The sequence below is a fragment of the Thiorhodovibrio winogradskyi genome (assembly GCF_036208045.1).
Lineage (GTDB): Bacteria > Pseudomonadota > Gammaproteobacteria > Chromatiales > Chromatiaceae > Thiorhodovibrio > Thiorhodovibrio winogradskyi.
This window is the reverse complement of the sequence record NZ_CP121472.1, coordinates 5,254,865-5,277,676: the sequence shown is the minus strand read 5'-3', so window position 1 is coordinate 5,277,676 and position 22,812 is coordinate 5,254,865. Positions and strand designations below refer to the sequence as shown.

The following is a 22,812-nucleotide window of genomic DNA, read 5'->3' as shown; positions in this document are numbered from 1 at the left end:
GTGTCGTGCGACGGGCATTAGCCTGGCTGTCAGGCTTGGCCTTTTGGTCCTTTTTTCGGGCTACAATGCCAAAGACTGACATCGATCAAGTCGAGCACTGGGAGGCATGACCTTGCACCCGTCATGACCGCAAAGCGACCCCTTCAAGGCTATCGAAGCGATGCCGACGCGCAGTCGCCCGAGCAGCTCGTAACCGAACACGTCGACCTGGTGCGGCGGATCGCGCATCACCTGATGGCGCGCCTGCCTGCTTCGGTGCAGGTCGATGATTTGATTCAATCAGGTATGATTGGCCTGATTGAGGCTGCGCGACAGTTTCAGGGCGGGCAGGGCGCCACCTTTGCTACCTACGCCGGGATTCGAATACGCGGCGCCATGATCGATGAACTGCGGCGGTCGGATTGGGCGCCGCGCTCGGTGCATCGCAACAGCCGTCGGATTGCCGAGGCCATTCAGCGCGTCGAGGCGCGCGAGGGGCGTGCCGCGCGTGATCGAGAAATTGCCTCCGAGTTGGATGTTGGTTTGGATGAATTCCATGCCATGCTCCAGGACAACGCGGGCGTGCATCTGCTGGGTCTGGATGAACTCTTCGGTCAAGATCAAGATCCTGATCGCTTGTTGCCAGCCGATGGTTTGACGCCGATTGAGTCACTTGAGCGCGACGATTTTCGCGACGCTTTGGCGGAAGCCCTTGCCAGTCTGCCCGAGAAGGAGCGACTGGTGTTGGCGCTCTACTACAACGAGGAATTGAATTTGCGCGAGATCGGTGCTGTGATGGGAATAACAGAATCCCGTGTGTGCCAGATCCGCAGTCAGTCTGTTCATAGACTAAGGGCGCGCCTGCAGGATTGGGTGGGCTCGGGGACCGGAATCTGAACTGCTGGCGTTGGTTTGTGGTCTTCATCTAATTACTAATCGAGTTGGTTTGGAGCTGAAAGTGGATAAAGGCATGAAAATTCTCATCGTGGATGATTTTTCCACGATGCGTCGTATCATCAAGAATCTCCTGCGCGAGCTCGGGTTCAGCAACACCATGGAAGCCGATGATGGCAGCACCGCGCTGCCAATGCTGAAAAACGGCGATTTCAACTTCCTGGTGACCGACTGGAATATGCCCAACATGCAAGGCATTGAGCTTCTCAAGGCCATTCGCGCGGATGAGCGTCTCAAGAGTTTGCCAGTGCTAATGGTCACGGCTGAGGCCAAGCGCGAACAGATCATGGAGGCGGCGCAAGCCGGGGTGAATGGCTATATCGTCAAACCCTTCACGGCCGAAACGTTGAAAGAAAAGATCGATAAAATCTTTGAGCGGCTCGAAGGCTGACATTGTTCACTGCGGGTGCCCTGGCTTTACCACTGGTTCCGGAGCAGCAAGAAAATCATGCCACATCAGAATGAAGCAACACAGGCACGTCAACTCGAGTTGGCGCGCCTGCTGGTCGAGCAACTCGAGTCAGGGCAGGTCGATGAAGCTGGCCTGACCATTCAACGCCTGGGAGCCCCCTATGAGCGCGAGTTGTTCGAGGAGCTTGGGCGCCTCACCCGCGAACTTCACGACGCCCTGCGCAGCTTCCGTGACGACTCCCGCCTGATCGAAATCACCCGGTCCGAATTTCCAGATGCCAAGCAGCGCCTGAATCACGTCATTACCATGACCGAGCAGGCCACCCACCGTACCCTAAATGCGGTGGAGACCGGGCTGCCCATTGCCGAGGCGCTGCATGCTGAATCCGCGCGCTTCGCCGGGAGCTGGACCGAGTTTCGCGGTCGCAAGTTGAGTGTCGAGCAGTTTCGCGAATTGACCCGTGAGCTCGACGAATTCCTGCGCCAAACCACTGATCAAACCAAGCAGCTTGGCAGCCTGATGTCCGAGATCATGATGGCGCAGGACTTCCAGGATCTGACGGGCCAGATCATTGCCCGCGTCATCAAGTTGGTGCAGGAGGTCGAGGGGAATCTGGTCGGGCTGGTGCGCCTCTCGGGCGAACGCCTGGAGCCCGAAAAGCTCCAGTCGGCTGCTGCTGCCGCTGCTGCCAAGCCGGAACTGGACAGTTTCAAGCCAGTCGGCCCTGCTGTGCCGAATACCAAGGACACCGAGGCGGATGTGATGTCCAGCCAGGATGATGTCGATGCGCTGCTCTCGAGCCTTGGGTTCTAAGCCCTTTGCCAGGAAATAACAGCGTCATTTTCCTCGGATGGCGCACCAAGTCAGCTCCACGGGCAACCGGACGTCTCCCGACATCGCGGGAATGCATGAGCTTCATTAGTAAGAGTAAGGGCCATGGCCATCGACCCGAATGACGAAATTCTCCAGGATTTTCTTGTTGAAGCCGGTGAGCTGCTTGAGGGACTTAACGAGCAGTTGATCGATCTGGAGCAGGAACCAGACAACAGGGATTTGCTGAACGCCGTTTTCCGCAGCTTCCACACCATCAAAGGTGGCGCGGGATTTCTGAGCCTTGATTCCATGGTGGCGGTTTGCCATCGTGCCGAGGATATTTTTAATTTGCTGCGCAATGGCGAAAAGCGCATTGACGGCTTTTTAATGGACTCAATCCTGCGGGTGCTCGATGTGTTGAACGTCATGTTCAACGACATCAAATCCGGCCAGGACCCCGCGCCAGCGCCCGCGGGCTTACTCGCGGACCTCGACAAACTCGCGGTGCCGGGCAATGCCAGCCCGCCTGCCGCTCAGAGCGCGCCCCCAGCCCAGTCTGCTCCAGCCCAGTTTGCTCCAGCCCAGTCTGCTCCACCAGCCGAGCCCGACGCCCTTGGCGATATGACCGAGGCGGAGTACGACCACCTGCTCGATGCCATCAGTGGCGATTCTGTCGGCGAGCCTCCGGCCGTGGTGAAAGAGTCCAAATCCCAGGCTCCCAAGGCCGCGCCCGCGCCCGCCAACAGCGATATGATTTCAGACGATGAATTTGAGGCGCTGCTCGATCAGTTGCATGGCAAAGGCGGACAGCCCAAGCCAGCGGAGGCTCCGCCGCCACCAGAACCAATACCGGAGCCACCGCCAGAGCCAGCTCCCGCGCAAACAAGTGGCGAGCCGGCTGACCAGGCGGTCGATGAGCCACCCCCGGAAGCAGCGTTCCAGCCGCAACAAGCTAAATCAATGCAACCTCCACCGGTTCAGCCCAGGTCGGCAGCAGAACCCCCCGCCGTGTCAGCCCCAACCACGTCAGCCCCGGCTGCATCACCGGAACAACCACTGGCTACTGGAGACAGCGCCGCCGCGGCCAAAGCGCCCGCGCGCAATGCCGCCAATGCCATGGTTGAAACCTCGGTGCGGGTCGATACCCATCGCCTTGATGAAATCATGAACCTGGTCGGCGAGTTGGTGCTGGTGCGCAACCGCCTTAGCATGCTGCGCTCCCAGATGGGCGATGACGAAGTGTCCAAGGCCATCGGCTCGCTGGCGCTGGTCACGGCCGATCTGCAAACGGCGGTGATGAAAACCCGCATGCAGCCGGTCAAGAAAGTCTTCGGCCGCTTCCCGCGCGTGATCCGCGATCTGGCGCGCAATCTGGGCAAGGAAATTGACCTTGAGACCTTCGGCGAGGAGACCGATCTGGATAAAAATCTGGTCGAGGCGTTGGCCGACCCCCTGGTGCATCTGGTGCGCAACGCGGTTGATCATGGCATCGAGTCGCCCGAAGAGCGCGTGGCCAAGGGCAAGCCGCGCAAGGGCAAGGTGGTGCTCGGAGCAGCCCAGGAAGGCGACCACATCGCGCTAATCATCGAGGACGATGGTCGTGGCATGGACCCCAATGTGCTGCGCGAGAAAGCCGTCAGCAAGGGCCTGCTCGAACCCATGATGGCCGAGCGTCTGTCCGACCGCGATGCCTTTAACCTGATCTTCATGGCCGGTTTCTCCACCAAGGAGGTCATCTCCGATGTCTCTGGCCGTGGTGTTGGCATGGACGTGGTGAAAACCCGCATCGCCCAGCTCAACGGCACGGTGGAGATTGACTCCGAGCTGGGTCGCGGCACCAGCCTGCAGGTGCGCCTGCCGCTGACCTTGGCGATTCTGCCCGCGCTCATGGTCATTCTCGACGGCCGCCGCTTTGCCATTCCCCTGGCCTCGGTGTCCGAGATTCTCGATCTTGATTTGACCAAGAGTCACTTTGTTGACGATCAAGAAACCATCATGGTACGCAATCATGCCCTGCCGCTGGTCTATGTGGGGCGCTGGATTCGGCCAGAGGTGCGCATCAATGCCAGCGAGGAAGCGCATGTGGTGGTGGTCCATGTTGGCCAGCGTAAGGTTGGCCTGGTGGTGGACGGACTGGTCGGCCAGGAAGAGGTGGTGATCAAGCCCCTGGGGTTGGGTCTCAGCGGCGTGCCTGGACTTGCCGGCGCCACCATTACCGGAGATGGTGGTATTGCCTTGATCCTGGATATACCTGAACTCATGCGCACCATGGGCAAGGGTGGACTCATTAGTCGCGGCGCGCATAGCCGCGCCGTGGCGAAGGAGGTTTAAACCATGGCGTGTCGCGTGGTTGTTGTTGACGATTCAGGCTTCTTCCGTCGACGCATTGCCGAGATTCTGAATGCGGATGTCGGTATCGAGGTCGTGGGGATGGCTGCGGATGGGAAGGAGGCCATCAAATGTGTCAAGGAGTTGAAGCCGGATGTGGTCACCATGGACATCGAGATGCCGGTGATGGACGGCATCACGGCCGTGCGCCATATCATGGCGGAGGCGCCTTGTCCGGTGTTGATGTTCTCCACTCTCACCACCGACGGCGCTCAGGCCACGCTGGATGCCCTTGATGCCGGGGCCATGGACTTTTTGCCCAAGCGTTTTAGCGAGATGGCTGGAGATGAAGAAAGCGCCAAGGCGCTGCTGCGCCGGCGGGTGCGCACTCTGGCTAGAAGTCGCGTGCGTGCGGCAACGAGCGGCGCCGCGGCTGCGCCCCGTTCCTTGCTGGGGGCAGCCACGGCGCGCACCCAAGGGCCCTCGGTCACGCCGGTGTCCGCCAGTGGCGCGCGCGCGGCTGAGCATCTGTCGCGTGCGGCCGATATCAATCCCGCGCTGCTCAAATCCGCGCGTGCCGTGCTCATTGGTACTTCCACTGGCGGGCCGGTGGCGTTGCAAGAAGTGCTCAAGCACCTGCCCAAGACCTTTCCTCTACCCATCCTGTTGATTCAGCACATGCCGGCGAGCTTCACCCCCGCGTTCGCCGAGCGGCTGAACAAGCTCTGCCAGATCGAGGTGCGCGAGGCTGCCACCGGCGATATGCTCAAGCCAGGATTGGCGCTTCTGGCTCCAGGCGGCATGCAGATGCTACTCGAGGGTGGGTCGGTCGCAAGGATCAAGATCACCGACAGTGAGCCAGGCACCATCTATAAACCAAGCGTCGATATCAGCTTTCAATCGGCCGTTGGTGCCCTGCGTGGTCAGGTGTTGGCGGTGGTGCTGACGGGTATGGGGGCTGACGGCCGAGAAGGCGCCCGTGCACTCAAGGGGCTTGGCGCCCGGGTATGGGCACAGGATGCGGCCTCGTCGGTGGTCTATGGCATGCCGGCGGCGGTCGTGGAGGCTGGTCTGGCCGATGATATCCTGACTCTCACGGAGGTCGGGCCGGCACTGGTGAAGGGGTTCTGCTGATCCGGCCAGGTTGGCGCTCTGACCAAAGTATCCGCATAATGCCGCACTGCTTAACGGGAGTGAGAACAGATGACCGCACCACAACAGGGGTCGGATGCCAAGTCCAACGATTCCTCGTCCTTCGTTACCTTCAGTCTGGCCGAGGAGACCTATGCCATCGATGTGCTTCAGGTCCAGGAGGTGCTGAAGGTGACTGAAATCGCCCCGGTGCCTGGGGTGCCAAACTATATTCTGGGCATCATCAATCTGCGTGGCGATGTCGTCACCGTCATCGATGGGCGCCGGCGCATGGGGCTGCCGGACCAGGCGCCGACCGATCAATCGCGCATTGTCATCATTGATGTTGACAACCAAAATGTCGGCATTCTGGTCGACTCGGTTGCCGAGGTGGTGCAGATCCCGTCCAAGAGCATTGATCCCGCCCCCGCGGTTGGCAATGATCAGAGTAGCCGATTTATTCTTGGCGTGTATAGCAGTTCGGACGGTTTGACCATTCTCATCAGCCTGGAAAAGCTCCTGTCCGATGAGGAATGGGAATTGGTGCGCAATATTTAGCCGCCAGTGTGATCCGAGCTGGTCTGGTCTTGGTCTACTCTGGCCTGTTTCATTCGGCTCTCTATTACGGACTCCGCTCGAACAGTTGTTTATCGCCACTTCCGATATCCTGTCCCTGCTGGCCGCGGGTATTGCCTTGCTGGCGCTTGTTGCGTTGATGCAGTTACGCAGCCGTCTGGCGCGCATGCAGCTGGTCATGGAACAGCAGACACAAACACTGCTGGCCATTCAGGGCGCGGTCAAGGTGCTCTCGGGCGAGGCCCTGACCCATCGCGAGGACCTCGCCAGTGTGCGTCGGGCGATTGATCGGGTCGGCGAGCTCAATCAACAAACGCGCCTGGAAATGCGCCTGCGCGATGCCGATGGTAGCCCCTATACCCAGGCGATCCAGTTAATTCGCCATGGTCAGCCGCGTGCCGAGGTGCGCAAGCTTTGCTCCCTGACCGACTCCGAGGTCGATCTGCTGTTTAATCTGCACGGCCAGGGTGTTGCCCTTGGTCTGGACAGCAATCAGGACAACTAATTCTCGGCGCTCTCGGCGACAATCGAGTCATCCTCGGTCGCATCCCGACGCGGATCGATACCCGCTAGCATGAAGACGAAGGCCAGCACCTCGGCGACGGCGACGTAGAGTGCGGGCGGAATTTCCTCGCCCAAGGGAATTTGTGCCAGCGCCTCGGTCAGCGCCGGATCCTGCTGCAAGGGAATGCCATGTTCATCGGCGACGCGCAGAATTTCCTCGGCCGTCAGGCCGGTGCCGGTTGCCGTGATGCGCGGCGTATGACGGCGATCCCACTGCAAGGCGACCGCTTTGCGGTGCTTGCGCTCTTTGCTCATGCCTGTTCTCGCAGCAGGGGCGCGCGCGCGGGCGGCTTGCGTTCGGTAGGGCCTTCGCGTGCGTGCAGGCTGGCGATCTCAATGTCGCGGTTTTCAAGCTGCGTCCTTAGCTCGGGCAGGCGCTCGCGCAGTAACTCGGCGCTGCTCGGCTGCTCGGCCACCAGGCTGGCGTGCAAACGGCTGCCCCTGAGGCCCAGGCGAATCAACAGTGGCCCGAGCATCGGCAGGTCGAGGCGGATTTGCATGCTCCAGTGCTCGCCCTGGTCTCCTTCCTGTTCTGCTTCGCGTTGAATGTCGGCATCCAGTGTCAGTAATCCGGCGCTGGTCTGAAAGGGCAACTCCACAGCCCAGCGTTGCTGCTCGGGGGCGTTCTCGGCATTTTGCAGTTGCAGTGTAATCAGTTGCTTGAGCATGCCATCGACCTCGCGCGCGAGGGGGGTGGAGAGTTGCGCGAGCCGATCCGCTCCAGCCGAGGGAAGGTCTTGGGTGGTCTGTAAACGCACCTTGCCGGCCAGACGCAAGAGTTGTGCTTTTAAGTCTGACTCCAGGAGCGAGGGTTGATGGGTTAAGGCGCCGCCGCGAGCCAACACGGCCTCAAGCCAGATACCGGAATTTCGCAGGCTGTCCGCCAGGCGCGCGGGATCGGTCAGCTCGCGTGGGCTGGCGAGACGCTCGAGTACCTGCTTGATTGACTGGGTTAGTTCGCGCTGCTGCGCGAGTGGCGACTGAAGGCCGCGATCTAGCCCGGCCTCGCGCAGACCACGACTCCAATCGGCAAAGGTGGTGGCGAGCCGCAGCGCGCCGGGCATGTGATTGCGCAACTGCGCATTGAACCAGGTTTTGGTGCCAGGTGCGCCTTGGTTGTCGGACGGTAGCAGGCGCAGCATGACCCGCGGTCTGAGAGAGACCACCTCCGCGTTTAGCATGGCCCCCCGCCCCTGGCCGGCGGCGAGGGTGCGCAGCGCGTTCAGCAACCTGGGGTGCAGGTCATCCGTCACGCCAACGCGCATGGTTTGTGACCATTGTCCGGCCCCGGTCTGAGTGTTGCTCTGAGGAGTCACATGAGTCCGCAGGCGAACCTCAAGGTCGCCGGGTTGTTGCACCGATGTTACCTGTACATCGACGCGCGAGCCGAGCGCAAGAGGGGTGTTGTCCTGGCGTTGTGCCACCGCCGCGCGCGCGGAGCGCGCGACGCTGGACGCATCCGAAGGCTGGATGAGTGCGGCTTGCAAGCTGGCATGAAGTTGCGCATTGATGCGGGCGTTAATCTGGTTTGGGTCCGTCATCACACAACCTGGATATGACCAAAGCAGGCTCCGGTTGGGTAGTGGATCGCGGCGGCAGCCGAGAATTGGGCAGGCTCTCGGTCCCGCGCGGCGCCCGCATGTCAGAGCGCGGATCAGGCTTGGGTGAGAGTGCGTCCCAGCACGGTGCTGGACTGGGAATATCCCTGTGCTGAATAGGTGCTGCCGTTGTCCTCCTCGCCGCGGATGATTTTCAGCGCGGTCGCGACGCGTTGGCGGCTGCGTTCGACCGCTTGGGCGTTGGTGCGGTTCATGAGTTCACAACTGGCGGCCAATGCGCGCAGGCGTTTCCATTGCTGAGTGTAAGTCTGCCTTTCCTCCCGGGCCAAGTTAGTTGCACGCAAAAAAACGTCCATGCCATCGGGTGTAAAGGTCTGGCCAGCCTCTTCAACGAAGTGCTGCAAGCTTGCGGTCGCTCCTGCAATCCGCTCAATGACCCGTTGTTTGTTTTCCACCAGGATTTGCAAACGCTCGGGGTCGCGCCCGTCGAGGGCCGCGGTTTCTTCAAGCAGCAATGTCTCGAGTTGGCCGGTGAGTTCAATCGCCTGCTCCAATGCCTGCGCAAAGGTGTGATGCTGTGTCATGCTGATACTTCCATCATCTCCGCGGCCCAGGCTGGCAGCTGGCGTCCACGGCTTTGGGTGGCTCGCCGCGGCGGTTTAGTCGAGCAGTCCCTCAAGTTCGATCAGTTTGTCCGCCAGGCGGCGGTTGTCGATTGGATAGCGGCCTTCGGCAATGGCGTCGCGAATCTCCTGCACCCGCTTGGCATCGAACGGCGGGCTTGCAGCATCGCTCTGGGCTGCGCTCAGTGCGCGTGCAATGGCCGTGAGCTCAATGGACTCGCCCTGGTTCGCGGTACCGGCTTGAGCCGCTGCGCTGCCCGCGCCGCCGCTCTTAAGGGCGGAACTGGTTCGAGCGGAACTGGTTCGAGCGGAACTGGCGGTTTGCGATGCGGGTTTTGCCCCGGGTCGCTCCGCCCGTCCCTTGTTAATTCCCAGGTTTTTGATGTCCATCGGTCATCATGCGATCAAAACGACAGCGCCTTCTGCCGAATCTTAGCCTAACGGCAAGGGCGGGGGGAACTGAAAAACTCTGTGGGGCATAGTATGGGCATCCTGGCTTCATCAGCACGGCGGATTGAAGCTCCTACATCGGAACTCGCACCACTCCTGGAGATTGAATCACGCCTTCCAACTCCCGCTGGCTTGATCTGTTGCGCACGCGGATGCGGTCTCCCGCGCCGCCATCCTCGAGCGCCTCGCCGCTCATGCTGACACGAATGCCGGTGGTCTCGGACAGGAGTTGCACGAGTTGGCCGCGCTCGACCCAGAGCGGCGTTTTCAGATGTGAGTCATTCAGTACCGTGCCCGGGCGCACTGAGCGGCGCGCCTGCATGCCAACGGCATCGCTCAGGTCTTCAAAATAGCCGGTGAGAATTCCTCCGGTCTCGCGCCGCTCGAGTTTGACATCCGCCGGGGTAATCAAGCGACCCCGGCTGATGGGGCTGGCGGCCACGAGGACGTCGCCAAAGCGTTCAACCCGGGCGGAAACGAACAGCGACCAGCGCACCGGTCCCTGGCACTGGATTTTTACGCTGGTGTTACCCGTTTTGCGCGCTCCCGGCGCCAGGCTGGTCTGCAGATCATGCTCGCAGAGTTTTAGACGCAGGCGTGGGTCAATAGGGTCGACAATGATTTTTACACTGGCGCCGCGCTCTCCGCCGGCATGGCGATAAAGAAAGGTCTTGGCCGCGCGTTGAATATTGGTGACAGGCTCAATCTCCTCGGCGGTGGGGAGGCCTGCAGCTCCTACTTGGGCGATGATGCAGTGGTTGAGGATGGCCGCGCCGATGAACAAGCACAGCTGGCCAGGCAGGTTTTTCCAAGTGGGCAGCCAATCGGGCTGCTGAGTGGATATCAGGCGCTTAACTCTGTCGTGAAATGTCAGCATCTTTAGCCTCCGGGCGAATGTGTGACTCCGGCCGTTCAATGGGTGCCTCGGGCTCTGTCAATGGTAGCGTCAGGCCAGATATCTGGAGCTGGAAACCTGGGAGGCCGGATTCTGTTCTGTTACCCGAGTGAGAAGCAAAACAGAGACCAGGTTGGCGTTGTCAACCCATCTCGTCATGCGTCTCGGGTCCTGGTCGGGCGGCTGAATCAAGCAGGCACAGCGCAAGCCCTGCGCGGACCAGTGCTTAAGCTAGGATGTCGCTTTTAGGCTATCATCCTTTAAAGGATCACGGCGCGATCAGTGTTGCGCCTTGGGAGGTGTAATGAGTCAATTTATTGACGATATCGATCAACGTACGCAGATGGTCGGGCAGAACCGGATGGAGCTGCTGCTCTTTCATCTCGGTAGCACCCAGAGTTTTGGTATCAATGTCTTTAAGGTGCGCGAGGTCATCGCCAAGCCCGAGTTGCGCCAATTGCCAGGCTCCGCGGCCATTGTGTGCGGTGTCGCCAATATTCGCGGCAAGACGGTGTCCATTATCGATCTGGCGCGGGCCATCGGGTTTGGCGCGCAAAAGATCGCCCCGGACCAAGACGCCAAAGTCATAGTGACTGAGTTCAACCGCTCAGTGCAGGGCTTCTGGGTCTCGGATGTGGATCGTATCGTGAACGTGAGTTGGGAAAAAGTGAAGCCCCCGCCACGCGGAACGGAACGTGAGAGTTTTCTGGTCGCGGTAACCGAAATCGACAGCCGCTGGGTTGAAATCATTGATGTTGAGCGGGTGTTTGTGCAGGTCAATCCGCTAACGCGTGAGATTTCATCGGAGCTGAAGCATCAGGCGGAGAAGATCCAAGGTGGAGGTGGGGTACGTGTGCTGGTCGTTGATGACTCCATGGTGGCCCGGCGGCAGATAGAGCGCAGCGTTGCCGATCTCGGCTTCGCGGTCGAGGCACGCTCTGATGGGCACGCGGCATTGGAGTACCTTGAGGCCCTGGATCCGTCGCAGCCCGTGCGCGAGCAGATCGCGCTGGTGATTTCCGATATTGAAATGCCGCGTATGGACGGCTACACGCTGACGCGGAAAATTCGCGAAAATAAGCATTTAAGCGCGCTGAACGTCATCCTCCATTCGTCACTCAGCGGCCAGTTCAATGCCGATTTGGTCAAGCGCGCCGGCGCCGATCATTTTCTACCAAAATTCGACCCGGATGAACTTGCCGCCGCCGTCTTGAAATATACTCGTGATCAACAAACCCACGAGGCATGAGGGGCTGGCCGGGCGCGATCTTGGACCGCGCGGTGCCGAGTGAAGAGTCGCCCGGCAGACATAGGTGCCTAACAATATAGTGCCAAACACAAAAGGCGCCAGACAGAAACGCCAAGGATTAAAGTGCCAAACACAGGGATAAAGTGCCAAACCAAAGTGCCAGACAAACGTGATTGATCCGCAGGACTACACTGATTTTTCCCGCTTTCTGAGCGAATGCTGTGGGCTGGTGCTTGGCTCCAACCGCCAGTACCTGGTTTCAAGCCGCCTGTCGAGGTTGCTTGATGAATTTGGCTTTGCCAGCGTCGAGGAGTTGCTGCGCGCTCTGCGTGGTTCGGCGCAACCCAAGCTCAAGTCGCGCGTCATTGATGCCATGACCACGAACGAAACCTCCTGGTTTCGCGACACCTATCCCTTTGAGATGCTGTATCACATCATCCTGCCGGATTTGGCTGCCAGCAAGCGTTCGCTCCGCGTCTGGTCAGCGGCCGCCTCTACCGGGCAGGAGGCGTACAGCATCGCCATGGTGCTGAGCGAATATGCCAGCGTCAACCCGCTAAAGGCGGTGACTGCCAGCATCATCGGCACCGACTTGTCAGAAACCGCCCTGGCCGAGGCCCGCAATGGTATTTACGATGGCCTAAGTATTGTGCGCGGTCTGAGCCAGGAGCGTCGCGACCGCTTTTTTGACACCGTCGAAAACGGCCACAAAATCAAACTGGAGATCCAGCGCCAGGTGCGCTTCCAGAAGCTCAATTTGCTCGACTCCTATGCCACTCTGGGCAAGTTTGAGATTGTCTTTTGCCGCAATGTGCTGATCTACTTCTCTGCCGAGACCAAGCGTCAGGTATTTGACGGTATTGCGCGTCAGATGGACCCCGGTGGTTACCTATTTATTGGCGCTTCGGAGTCGGTCTCTCCATACACCAAGGCTTTTGAGGTTCAGCGAACTCCACGCGGATCGGTACTGCGCCGGGTCTAGGCTGATCGAGAACTGAGCGAAATTCAGGTCGGTTTACAGTGGGATCTGATCTGGATCTCAGCTGGGTCTGAACCAGACAGTGCTGGGCTAAGATCTTTTTTCCCTTAATTTTTTCTCTCCTCCTCCGCTTCTTTTTTCTCCTCCAATCCTGTTAATTTGGTCTGTCCGTCCTGCGCCTGGCATTGGCACGCGCATTGCTTTTCCATGCCTGACACTTCGCATCACCCAGGCAGGATGAGCTATGAGCCTCTCCCTCGACAAAGCCCTCGGCATTTCACCGCAAGCCTTGCTGGTTCGCGCGGATCGTACCGAACTGCTTGCGTCCAACCTCGCGAATGCCGATACCCCAAACTACAAGGCGCGGGATATCGATTTCCGCGCTGCGCTCTCACAGGCTGCCGGGGGCGGCAATCGCTTGCCGCTCAAACGCACCGACGATCAGCATTTGCCACCAGCCCCGACAGGCACACTGGACATGCCGCCAGAGCGGCTCTATCGGGTGCCGGCGCAGCCTGCACTCGACGGCAATACGGTCGACCCTCAGCTCGAACATGCCGCCTTTGCCGAAAATGCCATGCAGTTTCAAAGCAGTGTCGAATTCCTGAACCGCAAGGTCTCGGGGCTGAAATCCGCCTTGCAATCCGGAGGAAGCTGATGAGCAACTTTTTCAGCATCTATACCACCGCGGGCTCGGCCCTGACCGCTCAATCTGTGCGTCTGAATACCGTCGCCTCCAATCTGGCCAATGCCAGCGTTGGGGCGCCCACGCCCGAGGGCACTTACAAACCCAAGGAAGTGGTATTTCAAACCGTGTTGGATCGCGACGACCCCGACCGCGCGGCCACGCCCGTGCGAGTGGCCGGCATCGTCGACAATCCGGCGGAGCCCCACGCCACCTACGAGCCTTACCATCCGCAAGCCAACGAAGAGGGTTATGTCTTTCGTCCCGCGGTCAATGTGGTGCAGGAAATGGCCAACATGATGTCCGCCTCGCGCAGCTTCGAGGCCAATGTCGAAGTGATGAACACCACTCGCCAGCTGCTACAACGCACCTTGCAGATTGGCGGACAGCAATAACACAGGATTAGAACAATGTCGGCAATTTCATTGGATGCCCTGCAAGACCTGGGGCTGGCCACCACTGCCTCCAGTTCCACCGGCACGGCCAAAAAGGCTAACGACCTCAATCAATCCGATTTTCTCGCCTTGATGACGGAACAACTGTCGCAGCAGGACCCCTTCGAGCCTCAGGATAATGGGGATTTTATTGCCCAAATGGCGCAATTCTCCAGCTTGTCGGCGATGGATGAGTTGACGAACTCCTTTACCGTGCTGGCGCAGTCCCTGAGTCAAGGCCAAGCCGTTCAGGCGGCCACCTTGGTCGGTCGCAATGTGTTGGTCCCAACGGAATTTACCGAGCTGACGGATAGCGGAAACATCGCGGGCTCGGTCGATCTCGACAGATCGGCGCAAAATGTCACCATTGATGTCGTCAATCAGAGCGGCGAGACGGTGAATCAGATTGTTCTTGAGTCTGCCTCGGCCGGCTTGAACGACTTCCAGTGGGACGGCATGCTGGCCAATGGTAGCCCTGCGCCTGCTGGTGTTTATGAGTTCCGAGCCACGGCCACCGGTGCTGAGGTGGGTGCAGCCGCGGAGGTGTATCTGGACGCATCGATCAATAGCGTCTCGGTCAATGAGACGGGCGATCTGATGCTTGATGTTGTAGGTATCGGCGAGATTGAACTTGAAGATATTCGCCGAATCAATTAAGCGCCATGCTGTGAGACTCTAAAGGAGGAAAACCATGCCTTTCAATATTGGACTAACCGGTCTCAATGCCGCTGCGTCGGGCCTGGATGTCACCGGAAACAATATCGCGAATGTTGATACAACCGGCTTCAAACAATCACGCGCGGAGTTTGGCGATATTTTTGCTCACACTTTCACTACAGTGAGTAAAACAGCAATCGGACAGGGTGTGAGGGTGCTGTCCGTATCCCAACTGTTCAGCCAGGGTAGTATCAAATTAACAGGAAACGGCTTGGATCTTGCCGTTAATGGCGAGGGGTTTTTTGTCCTGAAAGATACCGACGATAGCGTGGTATATTCAAGAGCTGGGGAGTATCAGGTCAACCGTGAAGGCTATGTCGTTAATAATTCTGGTCAAAGGCTGCAGGGTTACGAGCCAGTAGATCCCAATGATACGGATACAACCTTCAATGTTGGCACCCTATCCGATATTCAACTCACTACTGGAGAAGCCCAGCCGAAGGCAACCACAGAGATTAATGCACTCGTCAATCTAACATCCGACGCCGAGCCACCTGTTAATCCTCTTGCAGCAGGGGATATAGATCCCGCACCCGATCAGTATAACTTTTCCACCTCTGTTACCGTTTACGATTCGCTCGGAACGCCGCGTATGGCAACAACCTACTTCGTGAAAACTCCAAACCAGCTCGAGTGGGAAGTATTTGTTGGGATGGAGGATGACGCGAATCCGGGGCAAACCACCCTGATTTCTGGTCCGGATACTATTACTTTCACAAGTCAAGGCGAAGTCGTGACGCCAGCTGAGATCACGATACAATATCCGGGCCCTGCACCAGCAACTTTTAATAATGGCGCGAACGCATTGGATATGACGCTGGATTTGGCGGGTTCGACTCAATATGGTGTCAAATATTCTGTCAATGATCTAAATCAGAACGGCTGGACTACTGGCCGTCTATCGGGTATTGACATTGATGAGACTGGTCGTGTATTTGCCCGATTCACCAATGGCCAATCAGAAATTCTCTCTCAGGTTGCATTGGCGAATTTCACCAACCCACAGGGTCTTGTGCAACTCGGCAATAATAATTGGGCGGAAACCTTCGCGGCGGGAGATCCGGTCTATGGTGCGCCGATGACAGGAGACTTGGGTGGCATTGAGGCAGGTGCGCTTGAACAATCCAACGTCGATCTAACCGAGGAGCTGGTCGACCTGATTGTCGGGCAGCGTAACTATCAGGCAAATGCCAAGACAATCCAGACCGCTGATGCCATTACTCAGACGATCATTAATATCCGGTAAGTAAGGGTTCCAAAATGAGCGCAACAGTGGTAGGTCGGGTTGGCGAAGTGTAACCCGATATGGGCGGTCAAGCTTAAGAGTCATGCTTGAATCTTGCCCAAGACAAAAAGGATAATTCGATTCCAAATAAAAGGGGTTGAACAATGGACCGCATGCTATATGTGGCAATGACCGGCGCCAAGCAGACCATGTATGCGCAGGCGGTCAATAACCATAATCTCGCCAACGCCAATACCCATGGCTTTCGTGAGTCCATGGCCTATGCCTATACCGAGCCTTTGCGAGGTCCAGTCTATGATTCCCGCGACTATGTGCAGGTAGCCAATGAGGCGATTGATTTCTCCACGGGCGCCATGCAGACCACTGGTCGGGATCTTGACGTGGCCATTCAAGGCGACGGATTTTTGGCGGTCCAGGCCGAGGATGGTACCGAAGGCTACACCCGCGCGGGAGATCTGCACATTGACGGTCAGGGCATCATGCGGCTTGGCAATGGCTTGGCGGTGCTGGGCGATGGCGGCCCGATCGCCATACCGCCAGCCGAAAGCATCCTGATCGGAACTGATGGCACCATTACGATTCGCCCACTCGGTGGCGAGGCAAGCGGAGTCGTGGCCATGGAGCGCCTGCGCCTGGTGAACCCGCCAACCGAAAATCTGGTGCGGGGCGTGGATGGGTTATTTCGCCAGCGTGATGGCACCAACGCACCGGCTGATGCCAATGTGCGTGTCGCCTCCGGCATGCTTGAAACCAGTAATGTTAATACGGTGGAGGCGTTGACGCGCATGATGGAGTTGACGCGACACTATGAGACGCAGGTGAAGGTAATGAGTACCGCGGACAACCTGGGAAAGAGTAACAATCGCCTGCTCGGCTTAAGTTAAAGCCTTGAGCGGGCTGACAGGCCGCGGCCTTAAGTGAGCCCCCAGACCTTGCGGGCCTCGGAGACCTTAACGGCCCAGTCTTTGCCGGCAGGAGGACAACAGAATGAACCAAGCGCTATGGATCGCAAAAACCGGACTCGATGCGCAGCAGACGCGGATGTCCGTGGTGTCGAACAATCTCGCCAATGTGAATACTACCGGGCACAAGAAAGGTCGCGCGGTTTTTGAAGACCTGATCTACCAGACCATACGCCAGCCGGGTGCTCAAGTCACCCAGGATGCGCAGCTTCCGTCCGGGCTGATGCTCGGCGTGGGTGTACGCACGGTTGCGACAGAAAAACTCTTCCAGCAAGGCAGCATGGTGCTGACGGACAACTCCCTCGATGTAGCGATCGAAGGGCGTGGATTCTTTCAGATTCTGCTGCCAGATGGGAATCTTGGTTATACACGCGATGGAACTTTCCAGCTGAATTCCGAGGGCGAGGTAGTGATGTCCAATGGTTACCCCTTGCAACCCGGGCTGACGGTTCCGGATGAAGCCCTGTCCATTATGGTTGGTGAGGATGGCACCGTCGGCGTCATGTTGCCCGACAACCCAGAACCTCAGATTCTTGGGCAAATACAGCTTGCGGATTTCATCAATCCCGCCGGCCTGCAACCCACGGGAAAAAATCTGTTCTTGGAAACGGCCGCATCCGGTGCTGCCCAAGAGGCGGTACCAGGTACCAATGGCGTGGGTGGATTGATTCAGGGAATGCTTGAAACCAGTAATGTCAATATTGCCGAGGAACTGGTCAATATGATCGAAACGCAGCGCTCCTATGAGGCCAATTCAAAGGCGCTGTCAACTGCAGACTCAATGATTCAGTTTGCAAATAACAACCTGGCCCGCTAGAGCAAAGCCGACTGAGGCGAATACATGATGAAACTTAATCGAGCACCCACAGTCGCTCTGGTGGCGGCTATCCTGGCTGGTTGCGATGCCATGCCGGTAAAGCGCGGGGACAATCCGGATTTTATCGCTGCCTCCGCCTCTGCACCAATACCGCAGCAATACAATAACGGGGCCATATTCCAAGCGGCGCAAAGTCGCGGATTGTTCGAGGACTATAAGGCACGACAAGTTGGTGACTTGCTCAATGTGCTTCTGGTGGAAAAGACCGACGCCAGCAAGACCGCCAAGACGTCGGTGACCAAGGAGTCCGGAGCCGAGGCGGATTACTCGCAATCCGACCTCTCGAACGCCGGCGGCCTGTTTAGTATTGCCATGAGCGCCAATCGGGACTTTGCAGGCGAAGGCGATTCCGAGCAAAGCAACAGCCTGGAGGGCAGTATCTCGGTCATGGTCGCAGACGTGCTGCCCAATGGCAATCTAGTGATTCAGGGCGAGAAATGGCTTGGCCTGAACCAAGGTAAGGAATATGTTCGCCTGCGTGGCATCGTCCGCCCCGTCGACATCACTGCTGAAAATACCGTCCTCTCAACCCAGGTTGGCGATGTACAAATTTACTACGGTGGCACAGGTGCTGTAGCTGATAGCAATGCCATGGGCTGGATCATGCGGTTTTTTGTCAGCGCGCTGATGCCATTCTAGACGCACGAAGGCGCATGGCGCGGCGCCGGCCGAGAAGAATGAAACCACAATATCACACCAAGGAATGCACACTCGGGTTCTGGTCTGGAGATTGCTTATCGGAGACAGAAACCGGTTGGCCCCAGGCAAGCCGCCAGGAAGCCGCCAAATCTTTGACGAGGTCACCCATGAAACGCTGTTCCACCTTTACCTCCCTTTGGCTTTCGGCTCTGGCCGGCATCTTGACTGGTGTGATAGTGAGTACGCCCGTGCTCTCAGGCAACGCAATAGCTACAGCCGCACCCGGTCAGGAACGCATCAAGGATATCGCCAATTTCGCCGGGGTGCGAGACAACCAACTGGTGGGCTACGGGTTGGTGGTGGGTCTGGACGGCTCCGGTGACCGTACCACCCAGACGCCCTTCACGGTGCAGAGTCTGAAAAACATGCTCGTGCAGCTTGGTGTGACCTTGCCACCGGACGTCAATCCCCAGCTAAAAAATGTCGCCGCCGTGATGGTCACCGCCGACCTCATGCCCTTCGCCAAAGCTGGGCAGCGTTTAGATATCACGGTCTCATCACTCGGCAATGCCTCCAGCCTGCGCGGTGGCACTCTGCTGATGACGCCACTTAAGGGCGCTGACGGTCAGGTCTATGCCGTTGCCCAGGGCAATCTGGTGGTCGGTGGTTTTGGTGTCGGCGGAGCGGACGGCAGCAAGATCACCGTGAATATCCCTAGCGTTGGGCGCATTCCACGGGGGGCCACTGTCGAGCGCGAGGTGCCGAGCGGATTCGCGCAGGGCGGCTCGCTGGTACTCAATCTTCATCGTCCGGATTTTTCCACCGCCAACCGCATGATGGACGTGATTAACGACGCCTTTGGGGGCCAGGTTGCGCAAGCCTTGGATGGCGGATCGGTCAAGGTGCGCGCGCCAACCAGCCCCAGTGATCGGGTGGCCTTTGTCGCCGTGCTGGAGAATCTGCCGGTGGAGTCCGGTACGCCTCCGGCCAGGGTCGTGATCAATGCTCGCACTGGTACTATTGTCATTGGCGCCAATGTGCGTGTGCTGCCGGCGGCTGTGTCCCACGGCAACCTGACGGTCACCATCACGGAGAATCCAAACGTCACGCAGCCGGAGGCCTTTGCCGGTGGGCGTACCGTGGTCACGCCCCAGACCGACATCGCCGTGACCCAGGAGGATAGCCGCATGTTTTTGTTCAATCCCGGTACCTCGCTTGATGAGATCGTCCGCGCGGTCAATAACGTCGGCGCGGCGCCCGGCGATCTGGTGGCCATTCTCGAGGCTCTGCGCGAAGCTGGCGCGCTCCGTGCCGAGCTGGTGGTGATCTAGTCCGCCTTGCAAATCGGAGCCGCCATCATGCGCGAGATGACTTCAGGGAGTCCGGCATTGGCCGCGCATCAGGCCTCTAGGGCCTTGGCGGCCGATCCGGCTGGCCTGCACGACCTGCGCAGGCAAGCCCAGGCGGGTGACAACAAAGGCCTGGAAGCCTCCGCCCGCGCATTCGAGGCGTTGCTGGTCGGGCAGATGCTCAAGCAAATGCGCTCGGCCTCACTCGGCGGCGGCCTGCTCGATTCCTCCCAGAGCGAGCTGTATCGCGACATGCGTGATCAGGAATACGCGCGTGCCCTGAGCGAGGGGCCGGGGCTGGGAATTCGCGATCTGCTGATGCGACAGCTTGGACGCCCGCATGTCACGGCCGCCGACGCGCCCGATCCAGCCAGCCTGCAGATGCCGCAACGCAACCCCTGGTTGCGACCCTTGCGTGCGATTCCCGCCGCTGCCGAGGATGGCTCTTCCAACAATGGGGCTAGCGGAAAAGACCCGGTGCAGTGGAGGCAAAGCGCATCCGCCGGCGCCGTCGATGCCCCTCCCATTGATCCAAGGGATTGGCCCCCGGCCACGCCGGAAGACTTTATGCGTGTGCTCAGGCCCCAGGCCGAGGCCGCTGCCGCCAAGCTCGGCTTCGACCCCAATGTGCTGCTCGCGCAAAGTGCGCTCGAGACCGCTTGGGGCCGGCGCATGCCGCGCCATGCCGATGGGCGCAGCAGCTTCAACCTTTTCGGCATCAAGGCCCATGGCGGTTGGACCGGTGATCGGGTGTCGGTTGGAACCCTTGAGTACCGCAACGGCGTCGCCCAACGCGAGCGAGCCCAGTTTCGCGCTTACCCCAGTCCGGCCGAATCCTTCGAGGACTACGTCGCTTTTTTGCACCGCAATCCGCGTTATCGCGACGCACTCGCCAGCCCCAACAGTCGCGAATTTGTGCATGGCCTGCAGCGTGCCGGCTATGCCACGGACCCGAACTATGCCAACAAAATCCTGTCCATCCATGACCGGTTAAACGCCATGATGGCCAAGGGTTTCACTCAAGACATTGCCTCGGCAGCCGTTACTCCAAACAGGGGATGGGCCAAGAATGCGGGGGGCTAACCTGTGCACTTCAGCCTTCCATTGAGCCGATCATTGTCGCTCGAATCATCAACCTCAGAGCGATTGACTACCTAGACAATAGCATCAAACGCATTACAGAGTGCAATTATGAGCATTTTGAGCACGGGCACGTCCGGACTGCTAGCATTCCAGCGCGCATTGGCAACGACATCCCATAACGTCACGAATTCCACAAAGGAAGGGTATAGTCGCCAGCGCGTAGAGATGGGGAGTCCATCGCCGCTGTTCATCGGTGCTGGTTACATTGGCCAGGGTGTGCAGGTGGCCAATGTCCGTCGGATTCAGGACGAGTTTGTTGATACGCAGCTTCGCACGCAGATCTCGCGTGCAAGCAATGGCGAGGCGAGCGCGAATTTCGCGGAACGCATTGATCGCTTGTTAGGTGATAATGACACCGGACTGGCGCCCGCGCTTGGAACTTTTTTCGACGCGGCCAACGATGTTTCGAGTGATCCGACCTCCACTGTCGCGAGAACCGTCTTTCTTTCCGAAGGGCGGTCAATGGTGAGCCGATTCAATGAATTGAATGAACGTATCGAGGAGCAACGGGAACTGCTCAACGATATGATCAAACGAAATGTAGATGACATCAATTCTTTGGCAGAAGGCCTGGTTGCAGTTAATCAGCGCATTGTCGAGGGCTACGGCTTGACTGGCGGTACCAGTGGCGCGCCTAACGATCTTCTTGATGAGCGCGGGCACCTGCTGGATATGCTGGCGGAGAAGACAGAAATTCGAACCTTGGAGCAGGAGGATGGTGCGCTTAATGTATTTATCGGTAATGGGCAGCCCTTGGTAATCGGTACTACCGCCAATGAGCTCGTTGCGGAATCCCTGTCGGGTGACATTCGCAACTGGGATATTGGTTTTGCCACTGGTAAAGGGAGACAGCCAGTCGATATCACCCGCTTCATGAACGGTGGTGAACTTGGTGGCCTGCTTGAGAGTCGCGGCAAGATTCTTGATGAGGCCCAAAACGGCATTGGTCAGGTGGCCGTGGTCATGAGCACCCTGATGAACCGCCAAAACAATCTGGGGCTCGATCTAAACGGAAATACCGGGGACGTCATTTTTGAGATCCCCGAAGTTGGAGTGGGTGCGGATAAATATAATATTTCAACTGGAAGCCCGACTGTCAATTTTACCGGAGACGTATTTGATTTGACCGCCAGCGATTATCGGCTTGGCTATGACGGAACAAATTTTAATCTGACGCGCCTCGACGATAACCGGGTGGTAGCTTCCGACATCCCCGGGGTTCCGTTGATCGCGGATGGTATTGAAATCGATACCTCTGGTATGCCGACGCCTGGTGCGAATGACAATTGGCTAATCCAGCCCACGCGATTCGGTGCTCAAAACATTGACATGCTGATGGCGGATCCGGACAAAGTTGCGGTCGCCGCCGGCGCACTCACAGGGCCTGATAACTCAGGCAATGCTCAAATGTTGTCCCTGACTGTTCCGACACCAGGCCCGAACACCGAGATGCCTGCTGCAGTCGTATACGATGCCGCCGGAGGCGGAACCTTTACGGCCTATAGCCCAACCGATAATGCGGCTAATAATGGAAATGCAACCATTGAGGCATTCAGCGTCTCTGCTTCAGCCAGTGTTGCTCCGAGCGGTATTACTTTTCGGGAAAATTTTAACGCGACCGCGGTCAACGATGGGATTGACGGCTTTCAACTCGATACTGGTGTCTTTGTACCGCTGGATCCCAGCGGTACAACAACCATTGCCGCGAATGGTTGGGAGCTTAAAGTCAGTGGGACACCCGCAGATGGGGACACCTTCGATGTTCTCGCTTCAGCACCTCAGGGCAGGGTTGCCCCCCCAGGATCTAGTGCGGTGACTTATAACGGGTGGACGCTCGAAATCCTCGGTGAACCTGCTGATGGCGATGTCTTTAGCGTTGAATTGAGTAAAGACCGTCCAGGTGATAACCGCAACATGCTAGCGATGGCGAGTCTGGCGGATGAACGGGTCATCGAAAGCTCAGCCACATTTGCTGAAAGCTACAATAAGACGCTCGGCGACATCGGTACCCGCACCAGGCAGGCTCAGGTGTTTCGCGACTCGAGCATTGCCATGCGTGAGAACGCCCAGGCTGAAAGGGATGGTGTTTCGGGAGTCAATCTCGATGAAGAAGCCGCCAATTTACTCAAGTACCAGAAAGCCTATCAGGCGGCGGCTCAGGTGATTTCTGTCGGAAATACGATTTTTGACACTCTGCTCGCCGCCTTCCGATAATCATCGCAGGGTGATGGGATTCAGTTACGGGTAT

The 22,812-nt window shown here is 58.3% G+C and carries 24 protein-coding genes; 19 read left to right on the top strand and 5 right to left on the bottom strand.

What is annotated here, in order from left to right:
* Positions 1-123: 123 nt before the first annotated feature.
* The 7 genes from Thiowin_RS24170 (at position 124) to Thiowin_RS24140 (ending at position 6,698) form a co-directional block, all read left to right on the top strand.
* Positions 124-876 (top strand): RNA polymerase sigma factor FliA, encoded by a 753-nt coding sequence (locus Thiowin_RS24170; protein ID WP_328985533.1) that lies wholly within the window; start codon positions 124-126, stop codon positions 874-876.
* A gap of 73 nt (positions 877-949) precedes the next feature.
* Positions 950-1,324, top strand: coding sequence for a chemotaxis response regulator CheY (gene cheY, locus Thiowin_RS24165; protein ID WP_328985532.1), 375 nt, complete (start codon positions 950-952; stop codon positions 1,322-1,324).
* A 57-nt stretch (positions 1,325-1,381) separates the two neighbouring features.
* The gene (locus Thiowin_RS24160) at positions 1,382-2,158 is read left to right on the top strand and encodes a protein phosphatase CheZ (RefSeq protein ID WP_328985531.1); all 777 of its coding nucleotides are present in this window, start codon (positions 1,382-1,384) and stop codon (positions 2,156-2,158) included.
* A 123-nt stretch (positions 2,159-2,281) separates the two neighbouring features.
* A complete protein-coding gene (locus Thiowin_RS24155) occupies positions 2,282-4,489 on the top strand; it encodes a chemotaxis protein CheA (RefSeq protein ID WP_328985530.1) in 2,208 nt (735 codons plus the stop codon).
* Between the two features lie 3 nt (positions 4,490-4,492).
* A complete protein-coding gene (locus Thiowin_RS24150; protein WP_328985529.1) occupies positions 4,493-5,620 on the top strand; it encodes a protein-glutamate methylesterase/protein-glutamine glutaminase in 1,128 nt (375 codons plus the stop codon).
* Between the two features lie 69 nt (positions 5,621-5,689).
* Positions 5,690-6,175 carry a chemotaxis protein CheW gene (locus Thiowin_RS24145; RefSeq protein ID WP_328985527.1) on the top strand — a complete coding sequence of 162 codons (486 nt, stop codon included), beginning with the start codon at positions 5,690-5,692 and terminating at the stop codon, positions 6,173-6,175.
* 85 nt (positions 6,176-6,260) lie between these two features.
* Positions 6,261-6,698 (top strand): DUF2802 domain-containing protein, encoded by a 438-nt coding sequence (locus Thiowin_RS24140; protein ID WP_328985526.1) that lies wholly within the window; start codon positions 6,261-6,263, stop codon positions 6,696-6,698.
* On the opposite strand, the gene Thiowin_RS24135 is transcribed toward Thiowin_RS24140, so the two are convergent.
* The 5 genes from Thiowin_RS24135 to flgA all read right to left on the bottom strand — a co-directional run bounded on the left by Thiowin_RS24135 (position 6,695) and on the right by flgA (position 10,266).
* Positions 6,695-7,012, bottom strand: coding sequence for an EscU/YscU/HrcU family type III secretion system export apparatus switch protein (locus Thiowin_RS24135; RefSeq protein WP_328985525.1), 318 nt, complete (start codon positions 7,010-7,012; stop codon positions 6,695-6,697). The two genes, Thiowin_RS24140 and Thiowin_RS24135, sit on opposite strands and share 4 nt — an antisense overlap.
* Positions 7,009-8,298 carry a flagellar hook-length control protein FliK gene (gene fliK, locus Thiowin_RS24130; RefSeq protein ID WP_328985524.1) on the bottom strand — a complete coding sequence of 430 codons (1,290 nt, stop codon included), beginning with the start codon at positions 8,296-8,298 and terminating at the stop codon, positions 7,009-7,011. The genes Thiowin_RS24135 and fliK overlap by 4 nt, the downstream gene beginning before the upstream one ends.
* A gap of 113 nt (positions 8,299-8,411) precedes the next feature.
* Entirely contained in the window at positions 8,412-8,900 is a 489-nt protein-coding gene (locus Thiowin_RS24125) for a flagella synthesis protein FlgN (RefSeq protein ID WP_328985523.1), read from the bottom strand.
* Positions 8,901-8,975: 75 nt separating this feature from the next.
* Positions 8,976-9,329, bottom strand: coding sequence for a flagellar biosynthesis anti-sigma factor FlgM (flgM, locus tag Thiowin_RS24120; protein ID WP_328985522.1), 354 nt, complete (start codon positions 9,327-9,329; stop codon positions 8,976-8,978).
* A gap of 133 nt (positions 9,330-9,462) precedes the next feature.
* Positions 9,463-10,266: a flagellar basal body P-ring formation chaperone FlgA gene (gene flgA / locus Thiowin_RS24115; protein ID WP_328985521.1), complete on the bottom strand. Its 804-nt coding sequence runs from the start codon at positions 10,264-10,266 to the stop codon at positions 9,463-9,465.
* 322 nt (positions 10,267-10,588) lie between these two features.
* Here flgA and Thiowin_RS24110 point away from each other — a divergent pair, with 322 nt between their 5' ends.
* The 12 genes from Thiowin_RS24110 to flgK all read left to right on the top strand — a co-directional run bounded on the left by Thiowin_RS24110 (position 10,589) and on the right by flgK (position 22,778).
* The gene (locus Thiowin_RS24110) at positions 10,589-11,533 is read left to right on the top strand and encodes a chemotaxis protein (protein WP_328985520.1); all 945 of its coding nucleotides are present in this window, start codon (positions 10,589-10,591) and stop codon (positions 11,531-11,533) included.
* A gap of 169 nt (positions 11,534-11,702) precedes the next feature.
* Positions 11,703-12,515 carry a CheR family methyltransferase gene (locus tag Thiowin_RS24105; protein WP_328985519.1) on the top strand — a complete coding sequence of 271 codons (813 nt, stop codon included), beginning with the start codon at positions 11,703-11,705 and terminating at the stop codon, positions 12,513-12,515.
* Between the two features lie 241 nt (positions 12,516-12,756).
* Positions 12,757-13,170 carry a flagellar basal body rod protein FlgB gene (gene flgB, locus Thiowin_RS24100; RefSeq protein ID WP_328985518.1) on the top strand — a complete coding sequence of 138 codons (414 nt, stop codon included), beginning with the start codon at positions 12,757-12,759 and terminating at the stop codon, positions 13,168-13,170.
* On the top strand, positions 13,170-13,592 hold the full coding sequence (flgC, locus tag Thiowin_RS24095) for a flagellar basal body rod protein FlgC (RefSeq protein WP_328985517.1): 423 nt from the start codon (positions 13,170-13,172) through the stop codon (positions 13,590-13,592). The genes flgB and flgC overlap by 1 nt, the downstream gene beginning before the upstream one ends.
* Before the next feature lie 30 nt (positions 13,593-13,622).
* Positions 13,623-14,288 carry a flagellar hook assembly protein FlgD gene (locus Thiowin_RS24090; protein ID WP_328985516.1) on the top strand — a complete coding sequence of 222 codons (666 nt, stop codon included), beginning with the start codon at positions 13,623-13,625 and terminating at the stop codon, positions 14,286-14,288.
* Between the two features lie 34 nt (positions 14,289-14,322).
* On the top strand, positions 14,323-15,594 hold the full coding sequence (gene flgE / locus Thiowin_RS24085; RefSeq protein WP_328985515.1) for a flagellar hook protein FlgE: 1,272 nt from the start codon (positions 14,323-14,325) through the stop codon (positions 15,592-15,594).
* A 143-nt stretch (positions 15,595-15,737) separates the two neighbouring features.
* Positions 15,738-16,478: a flagellar basal body rod protein FlgF gene (locus Thiowin_RS24080; RefSeq protein WP_328985514.1), complete on the top strand. Its 741-nt coding sequence runs from the start codon at positions 15,738-15,740 to the stop codon at positions 16,476-16,478.
* 103 nt (positions 16,479-16,581) lie between these two features.
* Positions 16,582-17,373 (top strand): flagellar basal-body rod protein FlgG, encoded by a 792-nt coding sequence (gene flgG, locus Thiowin_RS24075; RefSeq protein ID WP_328985513.1) that lies wholly within the window; start codon positions 16,582-16,584, stop codon positions 17,371-17,373.
* 24 nt (positions 17,374-17,397) lie between these two features.
* Positions 17,398-18,072, top strand: coding sequence for a flagellar basal body L-ring protein FlgH (locus Thiowin_RS24070; RefSeq protein ID WP_408034132.1), 675 nt, complete (start codon positions 17,398-17,400; stop codon positions 18,070-18,072).
* A gap of 167 nt (positions 18,073-18,239) precedes the next feature.
* Complete coding sequence (locus Thiowin_RS24065; protein WP_328985512.1) at positions 18,240-19,403, top strand: flagellar basal body P-ring protein FlgI; 1,164 nt, start codon at positions 18,240-18,242, stop codon at positions 19,401-19,403.
* 27 nt (positions 19,404-19,430) lie between these two features.
* A complete protein-coding gene (gene flgJ / locus Thiowin_RS24060) occupies positions 19,431-20,504 on the top strand; it encodes a flagellar assembly peptidoglycan hydrolase FlgJ (RefSeq protein ID WP_328985511.1) in 1,074 nt (357 codons plus the stop codon).
* A 108-nt stretch (positions 20,505-20,612) separates the two neighbouring features.
* Positions 20,613-22,778: a flagellar hook-associated protein FlgK gene (gene flgK, locus Thiowin_RS24055; protein ID WP_328985510.1), complete on the top strand. Its 2,166-nt coding sequence runs from the start codon at positions 20,613-20,615 to the stop codon at positions 22,776-22,778.
* Positions 22,779-22,812: the final 34 nt, after the last annotated feature.

Bases quoted from the DNA above. Each gene is read 5' to 3' on its own strand.
- Thiowin_RS24170 (WP_328985533.1), top strand. From the start codon at position 124: ATGACCGCAAAGCGACCCCTTCAAGGCTATCGAAGCGATGCCGACGCG.
- cheY (WP_328985532.1), top strand. From the start codon at position 950: ATGAAAATTCTCATCGTGGATGATTTTTCCACGATGCGTCGTATCATC.
- Thiowin_RS24160 (WP_328985531.1), top strand. From the start codon at position 1,382: ATGCCACATCAGAATGAAGCAACACAGGCACGTCAACTCGAGTTGGCG.
- Thiowin_RS24155 (WP_328985530.1), top strand. From the start codon at position 2,282: ATGGCCATCGACCCGAATGACGAAATTCTCCAGGATTTTCTTGTTGAA.
- Thiowin_RS24150 (WP_328985529.1), top strand. From the start codon at position 4,493: ATGGCGTGTCGCGTGGTTGTTGTTGACGATTCAGGCTTCTTCCGTCGA.
- Thiowin_RS24145 (WP_328985527.1), top strand. From the start codon at position 5,690: ATGACCGCACCACAACAGGGGTCGGATGCCAAGTCCAACGATTCCTCG.
- Thiowin_RS24135 (WP_328985525.1), bottom strand. From the start codon at position 7,012: ATGAGCAAAGAGCGCAAGCACCGCAAAGCGGTCGCCTTGCAGTGGGAT.
- fliK (WP_328985524.1), bottom strand. From the start codon at position 8,298: ATGACGGACCCAAACCAGATTAACGCCCGCATCAATGCGCAACTTCAT.
- Thiowin_RS24125 (WP_328985523.1), bottom strand. From the start codon at position 8,900: ATGACACAGCATCACACCTTTGCGCAGGCATTGGAGCAGGCGATTGAA.
- flgM (WP_328985522.1), bottom strand. From the start codon at position 9,329: ATGGACATCAAAAACCTGGGAATTAACAAGGGACGGGCGGAGCGACCC.
- flgA (WP_328985521.1), bottom strand. From the start codon at position 10,266: ATGCTGACATTTCACGACAGAGTTAAGCGCCTGATATCCACTCAGCAG.
- Thiowin_RS24110 (WP_328985520.1), top strand. From the start codon at position 10,589: ATGAGTCAATTTATTGACGATATCGATCAACGTACGCAGATGGTCGGG.
- flgB (WP_328985518.1), top strand. From the start codon at position 12,757: ATGAGCCTCTCCCTCGACAAAGCCCTCGGCATTTCACCGCAAGCCTTG.
- flgC (WP_328985517.1), top strand. From the start codon at position 13,170: ATGAGCAACTTTTTCAGCATCTATACCACCGCGGGCTCGGCCCTGACC.
- flgE (WP_328985515.1), top strand. From the start codon at position 14,323: ATGCCTTTCAATATTGGACTAACCGGTCTCAATGCCGCTGCGTCGGGC.
- Thiowin_RS24080 (WP_328985514.1), top strand. From the start codon at position 15,738: ATGGACCGCATGCTATATGTGGCAATGACCGGCGCCAAGCAGACCATG.
- flgG (WP_328985513.1), top strand. From the start codon at position 16,582: ATGAACCAAGCGCTATGGATCGCAAAAACCGGACTCGATGCGCAGCAG.
- Thiowin_RS24070 (WP_408034132.1), top strand. From the start codon at position 17,398: ATGATGAAACTTAATCGAGCACCCACAGTCGCTCTGGTGGCGGCTATC.
- Thiowin_RS24065 (WP_328985512.1), top strand. From the start codon at position 18,240: ATGAAACGCTGTTCCACCTTTACCTCCCTTTGGCTTTCGGCTCTGGCC.
- flgJ (WP_328985511.1), top strand. From the start codon at position 19,431: ATGCGCGAGATGACTTCAGGGAGTCCGGCATTGGCCGCGCATCAGGCC.
- flgK (WP_328985510.1), top strand. From the start codon at position 20,613: ATGAGCATTTTGAGCACGGGCACGTCCGGACTGCTAGCATTCCAGCGC.